A 15,117-nucleotide genomic window follows, 5' to 3' on the forward strand; every position below is an offset into this window, starting at 1 on the left:
AGGGAAAATCGAAATGGGACGCAAGTACGGCATCGCTGCGGTGCTCATGTCAGCGATGCTCGGGCTGGCCGCCTGCGGTGGCGGCGGCGGTAGCACTGGAGGCAATCCGCTCGACACCTCGAGCGCGGCGCCCAGTGGTTCGGCTTCGGGCGCGGGCGGGGGCAAGGCCGTCATCGGGTCGTTCGACTTCGACGAGAGCGCGCTGCTCAGTTCCATCTACGCCCAGGCGCTTGAGGCCAAGGGCGTGCAGGTCGAGGAGAAGGTGCGCATCGGCAGCCGCGAGGCCGTGTACGACCAGGTCAAGAGCGGCGGCCTGACGATCGTGCCCGAGTACAACGGCAACCTGCTGGCCTTCGTCGACCTGAAGAACACGGCCGCGACCACCGACGAGGTCAACGCCGCGCTGAAGGAGAAGCTGCCGGCCGAGCTGGAGGTCCTCGACTCCTCGCCGGCCGAGGACAAGGACAGCCTGTCGATCACCAAGGACACCCAGACCAAGCAGTCGCTGAACACCATGGAGGACCTGGCCAAGGTCTCCAAGAACTTCATCGTGGGCGGCCCGCCCGAGTTCAAGAAGCGGTGGGAGGCGCGCTTCAAGGAGGTCTACGGGATCGAGTTCAAGGAGTGGAAGCCCACGGGCCCGACCACCGCTGACGCGATCAAGGACGGCACGATCCAGGTCGGCAACGTGTTCACCACCGACCCCAAGATGACGGCGAACAACCTCGTGCCGCTGCAGGACCCCAAGAACATCTTCCCCGCCCAGAACGTGACGCCGCTGCTCTTCAAGGCGGGCGCGACCGACACGATCAAGACCACGCTGAACGCCGTCTCGGCGAAGCTGTCGACGCAGTCCCTCCTGGACATGATGCAGAAGATCTCCGTCAACAAGGACGAGCCCGCCACGGTGGCCAAGGAATGGCTGACCTCCAACGGCCTCGGCTGACGCCGGTGAGGGTTCCCGCTCGTCGGGGGCCCTCACGTTCCGGTTGCGCTGCGACTTCGCGGAGACTGTCTCTGTGAGCGAGTTCACGGAGGCGATGGCGCAGCTCGCGGCCGGGGTGGCGGTGGTGACCGTACGCGACGGGCGCGACGACCTGGGCGCCACGGTGTCGGCGCTGATGTCGGTCTCGCTGGAGCCCCCGCTCGTGCTGGTGAGCCTGGCCAGCGGCGGCTATCTCAACGAGGTCCTGCTCCGCCAGGACCGCTGGGCGGCCTCCCTCCTGTCGTCCGGCCAGGCGGCCATCGCCAGCCGTTTCGCCACCGCCGGCCGGCCCAGCGCCCGGCTGCTGCTGGCGGGCACTCCGCACCATCGGGGCGAGCACACGGACGCGCTGGTGGTGGAGGGCGGGGTGGCCGCCCTGGAGGCCGAGACCACCAAGGTGGTCCCGGCCGGAGATCACACGCTCTTCGTCGCCACCGTCGTCTCCGTCGCCTACGTCAACCCATCGCTCCAACCCCTGGTACGGCTCCGCGGCCGCTACCGTGCGGCAGGGACGTGATGCGCAACATCCGCCCAGGTCGAGGCGTCAGCGGAGCACGTACCAGTCAGGCAGGAGAAGGGGACCCGCGGCCGGGAGGCCGAGCTCTGCGGAGAGGCGGGCGAGTGGTCCCCACGCGTCGAGCCGGATCCGGGCCAGGGCGGCGGACTTGTCCTCGCTGGACTCGGGTCCGCGCAGCCGCTCCAGCGGGTTGAGCCGAGGATAGGTGCGGACGGGGGCGTCGTCGGCGAGGCCGGTGCGCTTCCTGGCCAGGGCCAGCGCGTCCTCCAGGCCGCCCAGCTCGTCCACGAGCCCGCCGGCGTGCGCGTCGGCGCCGGTCCACACGCGGCCGCGGGCCAGCTCGTGCGCGCGCTCCCGGGTGAGGTCCCGGCTCTGAGCCACCTTGCCCACGAAGTCGTAGTAGATCCGGTCGAGCCAGGCGTTCACGCGTTCCCACTGTTCGGGGGAGAAGCCGCGGGAGGTGGAGAACATGCCGGCGTTGGTCCCCTCGGCGACCATTTCCGAATTTATCCCGATTTTTTCGAGCATTTCGGAAAGGACCGGCTTGCCGCCGTACACGCCGATCGAGCCCGTCAGCGTGCCGGGCTGGGCCACGATCACGTCGGCGGCCATCGCGATGAAGTAGCCGCCGGAGGCAGCCAGGTCGCCCATGGAGACGATCACCGGCTTGACCTTGCGCGTCAGGATCACCTCGCGCCACACCGTGTCGGAGGCCACGTACGAGCCGCCGGGGCTGTCCACCCGGAACACGACGGCCTTGACGTGCTGGTCCCGCCTGGCCGCGCGGAAGGCGGCGCTGATCGTGTCGGAGCCCATCGCCCCGCCACCGCCGAGCGGGCTGCGCCCGCTGCGGCCGGTCCTGATCATGCCGGTGCCGTGGATGAGCGCGATCCCGTCCGCCGTCGGGTGCGGCAGCTTCTTCACGGCCGCGCCCCTGGTGTACCGGGACACGTACAGGAGGTGCGCGTCGTCGCCCGCCGCCTGCTTGACCTCGTCGTACACCTCGTCCCGGTACGCGAGCCGGTCGACCAGCCCGGCCTCCTCCGCCTCGCCGGCGGTGAACGGGCCGCGGTCGATCAGCTCGCGGACCTTGCCTGGGTCGAGCCGGCGCCCGTCGGCGATACCCGTGATGAGGCTCTCGGTGACCGACTCGACGATGCGGCTCATGGACTCGCGGTGCGGGTCGGTCATGTGGTCCTGGGTGAAGGTGTTGACGGCGGTCTTGTACTCGTGCCGCTGCCCCGCCTCGTACCCCACTCCCAGCTTGGTCAGCGCCCCCTTGACGAAGCGCTGCTCCAGCGCCACCCCGGTCAGCCCGACGTCGCCGCTGGGCTGCAGGTAGACGCGTTCGAAGGCGGAGGCCAGGTAGTAGGGCACCGTGCCGCCGCCGAACTCCCCGAACGTCTCGGCGAAGGCGACGGTCAGCTTGCCCGAGGCTCTGAAGTGGATCACCGCCTGGCGCAGCTCCTGCACCATGGCCAGGCCCAGCGGGTTGCTGCCGATCTTCACCACCAGGGCCTTGACCCTGGAGTCCTGCCTGGCCCGCTTGAGGCCGGACAGGACGTCGGACAGGCGCGTCTTGCGCATGGACAGCACCGCGGAGAGCGGGTCCGTCGGCGGGCCCTCGGTGAGACCCTCTGTGAGATCGAGCTCCAGCACCAGCGGGGCGGTGCGCCGCTGGCGAAGTTTTTCCACGGTTTCGAAGATCGCCTTGCCTGCCTCCATAGATGCCACCCTAAGCGACACGATTTGAGATGCGCTCAGCTGTTTGGAAGTGGGGCCCCGGTGACCGCTATCGCCGGGCGACGTCCCTGTAGTCGCGTAGCGTGATGTTCTCGGCGGTCCTGCGGGCGATCTTGGAGACCATGTTCTTCCCCGGCAGGTAGGGCATGAGCCTGTAGTAGCGGTTGAGCAGCCCGGCCATGAAACGGCTTGACGGAACCATGAGGTTGGCGACGCCGTCGCCCATCTTCTGGCAGCCGGCCGCGTACTCACGCACCTCCTCCTCGTAGCGGGCGAACGCGACATGGTGGTCGCCGTGCGCGGCGGCCAGCTCGCCCGCCAGGACGTACGCGCCGACCACGGCGAGCCCCGTGCCCATGCCCGACAGGGAAGAGGGGCAGTAGGCGGCGTCGCCGACCAGGGCGACCCGGCCTCGCGTCCAGGAGTCCATGCGGACCTGGCCGACCGAGTCGAAGTAGAAGTCGGGCGCGTGCCGCATGTCCTGCAGCAGGCGGTCGCTCTGCCAGCCGTTGCCCGTGAAGTGCTCCGCGAGAACGGCCTGCTGCCTGGCCACGTCGCGGCGGTCGAGGTCCAGCAGCGGGGAGCCGAAGTAGAAGACGGCCTTGGCCTCGGTGTTGTGGCGGGAGCTGTACATCGCGACCAGCCTGCCCGCGGTGCGGTAGGCGTGCCCGGTGTGGTCGAGCCCGAGGTGGTTGGCCGTGGTGAAGATCGCGCAGTAGACGCCGAGGTGCTTGACGAACCGCTCCTCCGGCCCGAACGTCAGGCGGCGGGTGTTGGAGTGCAGCCCGTCGGCGCCGATCACCAGGTCGAACCTGCGGGGCGGGGTGCGTTCGAAGGCGACGGTCACGCCGTGGTCGTCCTCGGCGAGCGAGGTGATGGAGTCGCCGAAGATGTACTCGGTGTGCTCCTTGGTGGCGTCGTAGAGAATGCGTGCCAGGTCGCCCCGGAGGATCTCGATGTCCCCGGCGAAGAGGTCGGCGGGCATTTCGCCCTGTGGCTTGCCCGCGCTGTTGACGTACGACATGGAGCCCATGCCGGTGCGGGCGCGTTCGAGGTCGGTCAGTATGCCCATGCGGCGCAGGATCGACAGGTGCGCCTCGCCGCGGAAGTCGACGGCGTAGCCGCCGTCGCGCAGCGCGGGGGCGCGCTCCACGATCGTGGGGTTGAAGCCGTGGCGGCGGAGCCAGTAGGCGAGCGCGGGGCCGGCGACGGAGGCGCCGGAGATCAGGATGTTGCTGTTCTTCATGACGCAGAGCCTGCTCGGGAGGGCTCACCGCCGGCTCACCCCGCGCTCACCCCACCCGGGTGAAGCTCGCACGGTAGGCCGTGGGAGTGAGCCCGACCCGGCTGACCAGGTGCTTGCGGAGGGAGTCCGCGCTGCCCAGACCGCTCTTCCCGGCGACCTGATCCATGGGCAGCTCGGTGGTCTCCAGCAGTTCCCTGGCCCGGTCCACGCGCCGGTGCAGCAGCCACTGGAGCGGGCTCAGCCCGGTCTCCGCGTGGAAGCGCCTGGTCAGCGTCCGCACGCTCACCTTGGCGTGACCGGCCAGGTCGGCCAGGGCGAGCGGGCGGTCGAGGTGCTCGAGCGCCCACGCCCGGGTGGGGGCGAGTGAGGTGCCGCGCTCGGGAGGCAGCGGCGTCTCGATGAACTGGGCCTGGCCACCGGGCCGTACGGGGGAGACGACCGCGAGCCGCGCCGCCACGTTGGCCACCGCCGCTCCGTAGTCGAGCCTGATCAGATGCAGGCACAGGTCAATGGCGGCCGCGGCGCCCGCCGAGGTGAAGATGCCGCCGTCCTCGACGAACAGGACGTCGGGCCGGACATCGATCGACGGGAAGCGGGCGGCGAGGTCGCCGGCCAGCCCCCAGTGGGTGGTGGCGCGGCGCCTGTCGAGCAGGCCGGCCTGGGCCAGCACGAATGCGCCCGTGCACAGCGAGGCGATCCGGGCTCCGCGGGCCGCGGCCTTCCGCAAGGCGTCGAGGACCTCCGTGGGAGCCTGCTCGCCGCCGCTGCCGACGGCGATCACGGTGTCGGCGCCCTCCATCGCCTCCAGGCCGTCCGTCACCACCACGTCGGGACCGCCGACGGTCGGCACCCGGCCGGGCCGCGCCGTACAGACGCGCACGTCGTAGTGGGAGCCGTTGTCGAACACCATGAGCGGGATCGAGATGTCGAAGCTCAGCACAGGGGGCACGATGACGGCGGCGATGCGGTGCATGGCCAGATCCTCCGGATACTTGGCATTCAGGCCTCTATGCTACGAGGCCGCAGGTCGGCACCGTTGTAATCATGAAATTTCATGTGATCGTGGGTCGCGGGGCCGCCGCGTCGAGGACCGCTCTGCTGCTGGCCGAGGACGGCGAGCGGGTACGGATGATCAGCCGCGCCGGCGGCGGGCCCGACCACCCGCTCGTCGAGAAGGTAGCCGCGGACGCGACCGACACCGATCGGCTCACCGAGCTGGCCGAGGGCGCGGACACGCTGTTCACCACCGCCGCGCCGCCGTACCACACCTGGCCCGAGCAATTTCCGATCCTGTCGGCGTCGCTGCTCAGCGCGGTGCGGCGGACCGGGGCCGACTACGTCATGCTCGGCAACCTCTACGCCTACGGGCCGGTGCAGGGGCCGATCAGGCCGGACTTCCCGCTGACCGCGACCGGGCCCAAGGGGCGGGCCAGGGCGCTGGTGTGGGAGGAAGCCGCCGCCTCAGGGGTGAAGGTCACCGAGGTGCGGGCCGCCCAGTTCTACGGCGCCGGCGCCTTCTCGGTGTTCAGCCTCATGGTGCAGCGGCAGGTCCTTGAAGGCAGGCTTGCCCTGGTGCCGCAGGAACTCGACGTGCCGCACAGTTACTCGGCGATCGGCGACACCGCGCGTACGCTGGTCGCCGCGAGCCGCAGGGAGCAGGCGTTCGGCCGGGCCTGGCACGTACCCACCTCGACCCTGTCGGTGCGGGAACTGGCGGGGCGACTCGCCGAGCTCGCGGGGGCGCCGAAGCCGCGGATGGAGGCGATGACCGAACGCGACCTGACCCTGCTCGAGTTCACCGAGCCGTTCTGGGCGGAAATGCACGAAGTGCTCGAGAAGCCCGGCCACCCCTTCGTCATCGACTTCTCCGAGACCGAGAAGATCCTCGGCGTGAGCGCCACCCCGGTCGACGACGTGCTCCGGGAAGTGATCTAGCGGTTTTCCGGGGCGACGGGCGCATCACCCGCCCGTCGCCCCGGTGCGGACCTAGCGGCTGTGCAGGGCCGCGTACACGTTGATGCGGGGCGTCGTGACCTCCGTCCCCGCGCTCGTGTACGTGATCGGCTTGCCCGTGCGCTTCAACAGGTCGACCAGCTGGTCCACCCCCACGTGGCGCCGCTTCTGGTGGAGCAGGGCCAGGGCGCCCGTCACGTGCGGGGCGGCCATGGACGTGCCGTTCAGCGTCGCGTACGTGTTCCCCGTGATCGCCGCCTTGATCGCCACCCCGGGCGCGAACACGTCGAGCAGCGCCCCCCGGTTCGAGAAGGAGGCGATCGCGTCCTTCTTGTCCGTGGCGCCCACCGCGATCGTGTTCGAGACGCACGCGGGCCACGACACCGCCGCGTCCCAGCCGTTGTTGCCCGACGCGACCACCGTGGCGGTGCCCTTGGCGAGGAGCTTGTCGACCTCGGCCTTGAAGTCGGCCCCGTCGCCCTCGTCGCAGGCCTCGGTGTACTGGCCGCCGCCCAGGCTCAGGTTGACGGAGGCGATGTCGTACTGGTCGGCCAGCAGGTCCGCGTACGCCATGCCGGTCAGGATCGAGGAGTCGTACGCCAGGATGCAGACCGGGCGGCCGGCGCAGTACGGGGAGCCGTCGAAGCGGCTGAACACCTGCACCGGGACGATCTTGGCCTTGGGCGCCACGCCGGCGGCCGGGAAGTCGGCGGTGGCCTGGCCGGCCGTGATGCCCGCGACGTGCGTGCCGTGGTAGCACAGGCCGTACTGGGGCTGCGGGGCGCCCGTCATGCACGCGGCCGTCTCGGCGTCGGCCGCGCCGTCACCGATCTGGAACTGGCTGCCGTTCGGGCACAGCGGCGTGGAGTTGTCGGCCGGGTCGGCGGCCGAGAAGCAGGCCTGGGCGACGATGCGGTTGCCGAAGGCGGGGTGGTCGTTGTCGATGCCGGAGTCGAGGATCGCGACGGCCGTGCCCCTGCCCGTGAAGCCCTGCCGGTGGGCACGGTCCGCGCCGATCAGCGGGATGCTCTCCACCAGCGAGGGCTCGTTGAGCCGGTCCTTGCGGATGGAGACGACGTCGGACTGCTCGGCGATCTTCTCGAGTTCGGCGCGGGTGCCGCGGTAGACGAAGAAGTCCAGCTTGCCCGCCACCTCGGCGGGTGGCTCCGCGTAGACGTTCTTCTTGTCCCGCTTGACCGCCTCCGCGGTGGATTGCACGGACGCCACCTGTGCGGGTTGTTGCACGCGGACGATGGCGCGGTGCTCGCCGCTCGCGTTGATCGCGGGGTCGATCTTGGAGTCGGGGTCGGCGAGGGCGGGTGTGGCGACCAGCGCGGCCGAGGTAGCGGCTAACGCGATGGCACCGGCCAGTAGAGACGGGAGTCTCAACTGTTCCTCCGGGGGGATCGGGGGTGTTTGTTGCAGAAGTGTAGTTAATGGGGCAACTGATGTCAGAGCATCACGCGTGGGCGGCCGCGGTGGCGTGCTCCGCGTCGATCCTGGCCGTGGTCACGGGGGCGCCTGCGGCGAAGTACCGGATCGCCGCGCCCGTCCCCTGCAGGTGCTGCAGGCTCTGCGCGACCGTGAAGCCGGGGTACGCCTGCTTCATCAGCGCGAACATCCCCGTCACGTGCGGCGCGGCCATCGAGGTGCCGCTGTGCACCGCGTACGTGTCGTCGGGCGCAGAGGAGGTGATGCCCACGCCCGGCGCGAACAGGTCGAGCAGCGAACCCCGGTTGGTGAAGCCGGCCAGGCGGTCGTAGTCGTCGGTGGCGCCCACCGCGATGGCGCTGGAGAGGCAGGCGGGGGCGACGATGCCGTCCGCGAAGCCGTTGTTGCCCGCCGCCACCACGGGAGCCACGCCCAGGCTCACCAGCGTGTCGAACTCGGGCTTGACCGCGGCGGCGACCGCGTCCGCGTCACATGCCTGAGTGAACGGGCCGCCGCCGCCGAGGCTCAGGTTCACCGCGGCGATGTTGTGGGTCGTGACCGCCCGCGCGACGTACTCGAGCGCCAGCTTCTCGTCGGAGATGTAGCTGAGGAAGCACGGCGGGGGAGTGTTGCCGATGAGGCAGGTCGCCGCGTTGTCGATGCGGGTGAAGACCTGGATCGGCAGGATGCGCGCCTCGGGGGCGACGCCGCTGGCGGGCGCGCCCGGGGTCATCCGGCCGGCGGCGATGCCGGCCACGTGCGTGCCGTGGGAACAGGCGTTCGCGCCCCTGACGATGCACTGGGCCGTCTCGGCGTCGGCCGCGCCGGGGCCGGTCTGAGTGTGCTGGTTGTTCGGGCAGAGCGAGACGGTGCCGTCGCGGGGGTCGGAGGAGGAGAAGCACGCCTCGTCAGCGATCCGGCCGGCGAGGAATGGATGGTCCCGGTCGATCCCCGTGTCCAGAATGGCGACCGTGGTGCCCTTTCCGGTCCAGCCCGCCTGGTTCGCCCGATCCGAGTGGATGAGGGCGGTGCTGGTGGCGAGTGCGGGCGTGCGCAGCTCGTCCTTGTAGACGGCCTGGACCCGCTCGTCCTGCTCGAGCTTCGCGAGCGTCGCGCTGTCCACCTCGGCGACGAAGAAGTGCGGCGAGGACGTGGCCTCCAGGACCCGGCTGGTCGAGGAGGCCTGCTCGAGGTCCTTGGCGACGGCTTCGACGCTCTGCCCGGGCTTGACCTGGATGATGGAGCGCACCCTGGACGTCGTCCGTACCTCCGCGACGAGCGCGGGGCTGATGAGCGGCCCGTTGCCCGCGCCGGACCGGGGCGCCGGAGGCTCGGTCTCGGCCAGGAGCGCCGGGGCGGCACAGAGCACGGCGGACGTCGCGACCAGCGCCAGGGCGCCGCCCAGCAGAGATCGTAGCCTCACGTGTTCCTCCAGGATCCCGGCTCGTGTACAGCCGCATACTTCCCCACCTGCGACAACAGTGATGTCAGTGGCGTATGTGGACCGGAGAAACGTTGGAGGCATTTTTGCTTCATGCGGGCTCAGAGCCCGCTACTTAATGTTTTTCGCCGCCTTCCTCAGCGCCGCAGCGGACGACTTGCCGCTCAGCCGCACCTTCTCGGCGGCGGTCAGCTTCGTGGTGCCGTTCGTGCCGTGGGCCCAGTTCAGCCAGGTCGTGAGCAGCGCGCTGTCCAGCTTGGCCTTGCTGGTCCTGGTGTTCTTCAGCACCCGGTACGCCTTGCCGAGCGAGGACGCCTTCGTCACCTCGGGGAACACCTTGCTCGACTTGCCGATCAGCTTCAGGTAGCAGGTGAGCGTGGCGTCCGGGATCGTGCCGCTGCTGCGGTGGATCTCCGCGGCCCAATTGGCGGCCGTCAGCTTCGTCGCGGCGGTGCCCCGCGTGCAGACCTGCGCGGTGGCCTTCGGGGTCGGCGTGACCGTCACGGTCACGGTGACCGTGGGCAGCGGGACCGGCGAGCTGGAGGCCGAGGGCTGCTCCGGCGCCGGGTCACTCGGCTCGTCGGGCTCGGGGCTGGGGCCGCTGCTGTCCGACGGGTCCGGCACGGGGGCGTCCTCGGCCGGCGGCGACTGCGTGATGGTCGGCTGCGGCGACGCCCCGGCCAGGGCCGCCGCCAGGTCCAGGCGCGGCGTGGTGACCTGCGTACCGTTGGCCTGGTACGCGTACGGCCTGCCAGTGGTTTTCAGCGTGTTGATCAGATCGGCCATCGGCGTGTTCGGCGAGGCCGCCTTCATCAGCGCAAGCGCGCCGGCCACGTGCGGGGTCGCCATCGAGGTGCCGCTGAACACGGCCGTCCGGTTGTCCGGGACGGACGACTCGACGTCCACGCCCGGCGCGAACAGGTCCACGATGGCGCCGCGGTTGGAGAAGTCCGCGATGGCGTCGTTGTTGTCGTTCGCCCCGACGGCCACCGCGGAGGAGATGCAGGCCGGGTACGACGCCCCTTCGAAGTACTCGTTCCCCGCGGCCACCACGGTCGCGATGCCCTTGGTCAGCAGGGCGTCGATCTTCGGTTTGAAGATCGCGCCTTCCTCGCTGGCGTCGCAGCCGGTCTCCGAGAGCTCGCCGCCCAGGCTGAGGTTCACCGCGGCGATCGGCTGGTTCAGGGTCGCCACGTAGTCCATGGCCTGCCGCAGCGACGACTCGAACGCCAGCAGGCACGAGGGCTCGCCGCAGACGTCCTCGTCGTTGACCCGGCTGAACACCTGCACGGCCACGATGTTCGCGCCCGGCGCCACCCCTCCGGTGCCGGCCGCGATGCCCGCGACGTGGCTGCCGTGCTCGCACAGGTTCACGCCGTCCGCCAGGCACTTCGCCGTCGTGGCGGCGGCCGAGCCCGCGCCCGTCTGGGACGTCTGGCCGTTCGGGCAGAGCGACTCGACACCGGGCTCCACGGCGGAGAAGCAGGCTTCGTCCACGATCCTGTTCCCGAACCACGGGTGGTCCCGGTCGATGCCGGTGTCCAGCACGGCCACCGCCTGCCCGCTGCCGGTGTGGCCCCTGGCCTGCGCCTGGTCGGCGCCGATCAGCTTGAGGTTGGGGCCGACGTCCACCGGCGAGTACGTCCTGTCCCGGTGGATGGACGTGACCCGCGGATCCTCGGCCAGCTCGGCCAGCTCCTCCGCGGTGCCCTCCACGACCATGAACGACTGGCTCAGCGGCTGGAGCAGCACATCCACGCTCTCGGCCGCCGCCTGGGCCGCGACGGGGGCGTTCTGCGCGGGCTCGGTCAGCTCGACGATGGCCCGTACGGTCCCGCCGTCGACGCCTAACCCCTCCTCCACCTTGGTCTGGCCTGGGGAGTCGCTGGGAGCGGGTGTCGGGTCCTCGGCGTAGGCCGGACCAGACAGCGGCAGCAGGGCCAGCGCGATCGTGCTCACGATCAGGGGGCGAAGTCGCACGCGTCCTCCGAGGGGGATGATCTCGGAGTTTAAGGTGATTTATCGGACAGGCACAGACCTCCTGGCCGGTTTCTCACCGAACTTTCAGCGTGCGCTTGGCTTCAATCGATCGTGGCTTCAATCGATCGTGGCCTTAAGCGTTCAGGGTGTCTCCCTCGTGAGTGAGCCACACAGCGCCGAGCGGCGGCACCCGGAGCGTGGCCGAGTGCGGCAGCCCGTGCCACGGCTCGCCATCGGCTTCGACGGTGCCCAGGTTGCCCACGCCGCTGCCCCAGTAGTCGTAGGCGTCGGTGTTGACCACCTCCGACCACTGGCCCGCGTACGGGAGGCCGAGCCGGTAGTTCTCGTGCGGCGCGCCACTGAAGTTGACCACGCACGCCACCGCGGACCCGTCGTTCGCGTAGCGGAGGAACGAGAACGTGTTACCGGAGGCGTCGTCGGCGTCGATCCACCGGAACCCCTCGGGCCTGGAGTCCTGCTCCCACAGCGCGGCGGTCTCGCGGTAGATCCGGTTCAGGTCGCGCACCAGCCGTTGCACGCCCTGATGCCCGTCGAACTCCAGCACCCACCAGTCCAGCCCGCGCTCCTCCGACCACTCCGACCCCTGGCCGAACTCGCCGCCCATGAACAGCAGCTGCTTGCCCGGATGCGCCCACATGAACGCCAGCAGCGCCCGCAGCTGCGCGAAGCGCTGCCACTCGTCGCCCGGCATCTTGCCGAGCAGCGACCCCTTGCCGTGCACGACCTCGTCGTGGGACAGCGGCAGCACGTAGTTCTCGGAGTACGCGTACAGCAGCGAGAACGTCAGCTGATGGTGGTGGTACTGGCGGAAGATCGGCTCGTGGCGCAGATATTCGAGCGTGTCGTGCATCCAGCCCATGTTCCACTTGAACCCGAACCCGAGCCCGCCCAGGTGCACCGGGCGCGAGACCCCCGGCCAGGCCGTCGACTCCTCGGCGACGGTCGAGATGCCGGGCGCCTCCCGGTAGACGACGGAGTTCATCTCCTTGAGGAACTCGACCGCGTCGAGGTTCTCCCTGCCGCCGTAGACGTTCGGCGTCCACTCGCCCTCGCGCCGCGAGTAGTCGAGGTAGAGCATCGACGCCACCGCGTCCACCCGCAGCCCGTCGATGTGGAACTCCTTCAGCCAGTAGAGCGCGTTGGCCACCAGGAAGTTGCGCACCTCCCTGCGGCCGAAGTCGAACACGTACGTGCCCCAGTCCGGGTGCTCGCCCCTGGCCGGGTCGGCGTGCTCATAGAGCGGGGTGCCGTCGAAGCGCGCCAGCGCCCAGTCGTCCATCGGGAAGTGCGCAGGCACCCAGTCCAGCAGCACGCCGATGCCGCGCTGGTGCATCAGGTCCACGAAGTGGCGGAACTCGTCGGGCGTGCCGAACCTGGCCGTCGGCGCGTAGTAGGACGTCACCTGGTAGCCCCACGACCCGCCGAACGGGTGCTCGGCCACCGGCAGCAGCTCCACGTGCGTGAACCCCATGTCGGACACGTACGAGGAGAGCTGCTCGGCCAGCTCCACGTACGACAGCCCGGGCCGCCACGACCCCAGGTGCACCTCGTAGACGCTCATCGGCCCTTCCAGCGCGCGCTGCTCGCCCCGGTCGGCGCGCCAGGCGTCGTCCCCCCAGGCGTAGGCCGACTTGTCGACCACGGACGCCGTCAGCGGCGGCACCTCGGTGCGCCTGGCCATCGGGTCGGCCTTGTCGCGCCACACGCCGTCCGCGCCCAGGATCTGGAACTTGTACCGCTCGCCCATCCCGATCCCGGGAATGAACAGCTCCCACACGCCTGAGCGGCCCAGCGAGCGCATCGGGTAGGCGGTGCCGTCCCAGTGGTTGAAGTCGCCGACGACCCGGATGCCGCGCGCGTTGGGCGCCCAGACGGCGAACGACGTGCCCTCGACGTCCTCGTGTTTCAGCACGCGGGCGCCGAGCGCCTCCCACAGCCGCTCGTGCCGCCCCTCGCCGATGAGGTGCAGGTCCACCTCGCCGAGCGTGGGCCAGTGCCGGTACGGGTCGCGCACCTCGTACGGGTCGTGGCCGGCGTACTTGACGCTCAGCGTGTAGTCGGGCACCTTGTCCAGGCCGGGGAGCGTCACCTCGAACACCCCGTGGGCCTGGTGTTTCATGTCGTGGGCCGTGCCGTCGTCCAGCACCACCCGCACCCGCTCGGCCAGCGGGCGCAAGGTGCGGAAGACCATCCCACCGGAGACCGGGTGCGCTCCCAGCACGGAGTGCGGATCGTGGTGTGCCCCTCCCGCGAGGCGGTCGAGCTCTGTCCTCATCGGCATGCTCCCAACCCTGCCCTATGATGACCGTCCATCCCAGGCACTGCCCGCTTTCACCGAGACAATCACCGAAAGTGCGAAATCCTGGGTTTAAAGAGGTCGTGCGGATAAGCGTGCTGGGACGCCCTGGGAGCGTGGGCTCTCAGCCCGGTTGCTTGATGCTCTCGATGATCCGGGCGAAGCCTTCCGCTCCGTGGCCTGCGTCAATCTGGCGTTGGATGAGCCGTTGGACCATGGCGACCACCTCGGTGCTGATGCCCTGGTCGGAACTGGCGGCCAGGAGGTTGCTGAGGTTGGAGAACTCGAGGCTCTGCTGTCCTTCGACGGTGTAGTCCCCACCGTCGATGACTGCGGCGAACCCATGGAAGGCGCCGGTCATGGCGGTCAGCCAAGGTGCGGCCATGCCCGCGAACTCGCCGGCCGTCACACCGGCGGGCGCAACCATGGCGGCGCCGTGCATGAATCCGGCGAACATGACGTACATGCCCGCAAGTAGGGCCAGGTCGTACAGGGACGCCAACCCGGCATCCTCCCCGAAGTAGGTAGAGGTTGCCCACAGATCGAGTAGCGGCTTGTGCTGATTGAAGACCTCTGCCGATCCGCTGTAGAGGATCGATGCCCCAGGCTGGCCGATCATGTGCGGTACGGCCATGATGCCGCCGTCCAGATACGCGACCCCGGCATGGGCAGCCCAGTCGGCCAACTCCCGTGACTGAGCCGGTGACGTCGTGGTTACGTTGATCAAGGTTCGTCCGGCCAGCTCATCGGAGAGCGGATCGAGCACCTCGTGGACCGACGCGTGGTCCAGCAGGCATACGATCATCAGCTGGCCGGCCAGGACGGCGTCGCCGGCCGTGGCAGCGGCCTTGGCGCCCTGCGCGACGAGGTCGTCCGCCTTCCCCGGTGAGCGGTTCCAGACGGTTGTCGCGTATCCGGCCTTGACCAGGGCGGCTGCGAGGGCGCTACCCATCGCCCCCAGCCCGAGAACGCTCACCTGGACGCTGTCGTTGGTTGTCATTTTTGGGGCTCCCCCTCGTGTTCATCGATCGGCTGAATCCTCTCGGCTGCCGGTAAGGTTGACCAGTACGGACTAATTAGTCGGGTACTCACCTGTGGGTAAGTACGGATTGGAGGGGGCGGATGGCAACATCGGCACGACGCGGTCCCTACTTCTGCGGCATCGACGCGGCGATGGACGTAGTCGCCGGCAAGTGGAAGTCGCTGATCCTCTGGGAGCTGCACCACTACGGGACCCGCCGGTTCGCCGAGCTCCGACGCGGTCTGCCGGGCGTCAGTGAGAAGATGTTGATTCAACATCTACGGGAGATGGAAGAAGACGGGCTCGTGCATCGTGAGGTGTACCGCGAGGTGCCGCCGAAGGTCGAGTACTCCCTGACGGAGCACGGCGTCTCACTCAACGCTGCCCTGGCCCCCTTGGGAAAGTGGGGCACCGAACGCATGCGGCGGATCGGGGCAGAAAAGGTCACCGTCAACGTTGCCGCGTCAGTGCGGCGATAGCAGC

The 15,117-nt window shown here is 69.6% G+C and carries 12 protein-coding genes; 4 read left to right on the plus strand and 8 right to left on the minus strand.

All coding sequences use genetic code 11. From position 1 onward, the window contains the following. Window positions 1-13: 13 nt before the first annotated feature. Window positions 14-946: an ABC transporter substrate-binding protein gene (locus tag ABN273_RS21660; protein WP_349450758.1), complete on the plus strand. Its 933-nt coding sequence runs from the start codon at window positions 14-16 to the stop codon at window positions 944-946. 73 nt (window positions 947-1,019) lie between these two features. After that, entirely contained in the window at window positions 1,020-1,502 is a 483-nt protein-coding gene (locus tag ABN273_RS21665) for a flavin reductase family protein (protein ID WP_349450759.1), read from the plus strand. Window positions 1,503-1,529: 27 nt separating this feature from the next. Here the strand turns inward: ABN273_RS21665 and sppA are convergent, their stop codons facing one another. From sppA to ABN273_RS21680, 3 genes are all read right to left on the minus strand, one after another. Continuing rightward, window positions 1,530-3,227, minus strand: coding sequence for a signal peptide peptidase SppA (sppA, locus tag ABN273_RS21670; protein WP_349450760.1), 1,698 nt, complete (start codon window positions 3,225-3,227; stop codon window positions 1,530-1,532). A 67-nt stretch (window positions 3,228-3,294) separates the two neighbouring features. Next, the gene (locus ABN273_RS21675; protein ID WP_349450761.1) at window positions 3,295-4,491 is read right to left on the minus strand and encodes an FAD-dependent monooxygenase; all 1,197 of its coding nucleotides are present in this window, start codon (window positions 4,489-4,491) and stop codon (window positions 3,295-3,297) included. Window positions 4,492-4,537: 46 nt separating this feature from the next. Then, the gene (locus ABN273_RS21680; RefSeq protein ID WP_349450762.1) at window positions 4,538-5,464 is read right to left on the minus strand and encodes a GlxA family transcriptional regulator; all 927 of its coding nucleotides are present in this window, start codon (window positions 5,462-5,464) and stop codon (window positions 4,538-4,540) included. 71 nt (window positions 5,465-5,535) lie between these two features. Between ABN273_RS21680 and ABN273_RS21685 the strand changes: the two genes are divergently transcribed. Beyond that, the gene (locus tag ABN273_RS21685; protein WP_349450763.1) at window positions 5,536-6,426 is read left to right on the plus strand and encodes an NAD-dependent epimerase/dehydratase family protein; all 891 of its coding nucleotides are present in this window, start codon (window positions 5,536-5,538) and stop codon (window positions 6,424-6,426) included. Between the two features lie 51 nt (window positions 6,427-6,477). Here ABN273_RS21685 and ABN273_RS21690 read toward each other — a convergent pair whose 3' ends face one another. From ABN273_RS21690 to ABN273_RS21710, 5 genes are all read right to left on the minus strand, one after another. Beyond that, window positions 6,478-7,833, minus strand: a complete 1,356-nt coding sequence (locus ABN273_RS21690) for a S8 family peptidase (protein ID WP_349450764.1) — start codon at window positions 7,831-7,833, stop codon at window positions 6,478-6,480. Between the two features lie 70 nt (window positions 7,834-7,903). Continuing rightward, window positions 7,904-9,298 (minus strand): S8 family peptidase, encoded by a 1,395-nt coding sequence (locus tag ABN273_RS21695; RefSeq protein WP_349450765.1) that lies wholly within the window; start codon window positions 9,296-9,298, stop codon window positions 7,904-7,906. Between the two features lie 129 nt (window positions 9,299-9,427). Then, window positions 9,428-11,296, minus strand: a complete 1,869-nt coding sequence (locus ABN273_RS21700; RefSeq protein WP_349450766.1) for a S8 family peptidase — start codon at window positions 11,294-11,296, stop codon at window positions 9,428-9,430. Window positions 11,297-11,429: 133 nt separating this feature from the next. Beyond that, the gene (gene glgB / locus ABN273_RS21705; protein WP_349450929.1) at window positions 11,430-13,592 is read right to left on the minus strand and encodes a 1,4-alpha-glucan branching protein GlgB; all 2,163 of its coding nucleotides are present in this window, start codon (window positions 13,590-13,592) and stop codon (window positions 11,430-11,432) included. 145 nt (window positions 13,593-13,737) lie between these two features. Beyond that, window positions 13,738-14,613, minus strand: a complete 876-nt coding sequence (locus tag ABN273_RS21710) for an NAD(P)-dependent oxidoreductase (RefSeq protein ID WP_349450767.1) — start codon at window positions 14,611-14,613, stop codon at window positions 13,738-13,740. A 122-nt stretch (window positions 14,614-14,735) separates the two neighbouring features. On the opposite strand from ABN273_RS21710, the gene ABN273_RS21715 reads away from it, so the two are divergent. Further along, a complete protein-coding gene (locus tag ABN273_RS21715; protein WP_349450768.1) occupies window positions 14,736-15,113 on the plus strand; it encodes a winged helix-turn-helix transcriptional regulator in 378 nt (125 codons plus the stop codon). The last annotated feature ends 4 nt before the right edge of the window (window positions 15,114-15,117 follow it).

The organism is Nonomuraea sp. B19D2 (assembly GCF_040137845.1).
GTDB lineage: Bacteria > Actinomycetota > Actinomycetes > Streptosporangiales > Streptosporangiaceae > Nonomuraea.

Coding starts and splice junctions, on each gene's coding strand:
- ABN273_RS21660 (WP_349450758.1), top strand. CDS start 14: ATGGGACGCAAGTACGGCATCGCTGCGGTGCTCATGTCAGCGATGCTC.
- sppA (WP_349450760.1), bottom strand. CDS start 3,227: ATGGAGGCAGGCAAGGCGATCTTCGAAACCGTGGAAAAACTTCGCCAG.
- ABN273_RS21675 (WP_349450761.1), bottom strand. CDS start 4,491: ATGAAGAACAGCAACATCCTGATCTCCGGCGCCTCCGTCGCCGGCCCC.
- ABN273_RS21680 (WP_349450762.1), bottom strand. CDS start 5,464: ATGCACCGCATCGCCGCCGTCATCGTGCCCCCTGTGCTGAGCTTCGAC.
- ABN273_RS21685 (WP_349450763.1), top strand. CDS start 5,536: ATGAAATTTCATGTGATCGTGGGTCGCGGGGCCGCCGCGTCGAGGACC.
- glgB (WP_349450929.1), bottom strand. CDS start 13,592: ATGAGGACAGAGCTCGACCGCCTCGCGGGAGGGGCACACCACGATCCG.
- ABN273_RS21710 (WP_349450767.1), bottom strand. CDS start 14,613: ATGACAACCAACGACAGCGTCCAGGTGAGCGTTCTCGGGCTGGGGGCG.
- ABN273_RS21715 (WP_349450768.1), top strand. CDS start 14,736: ATGGCAACATCGGCACGACGCGGTCCCTACTTCTGCGGCATCGACGCG.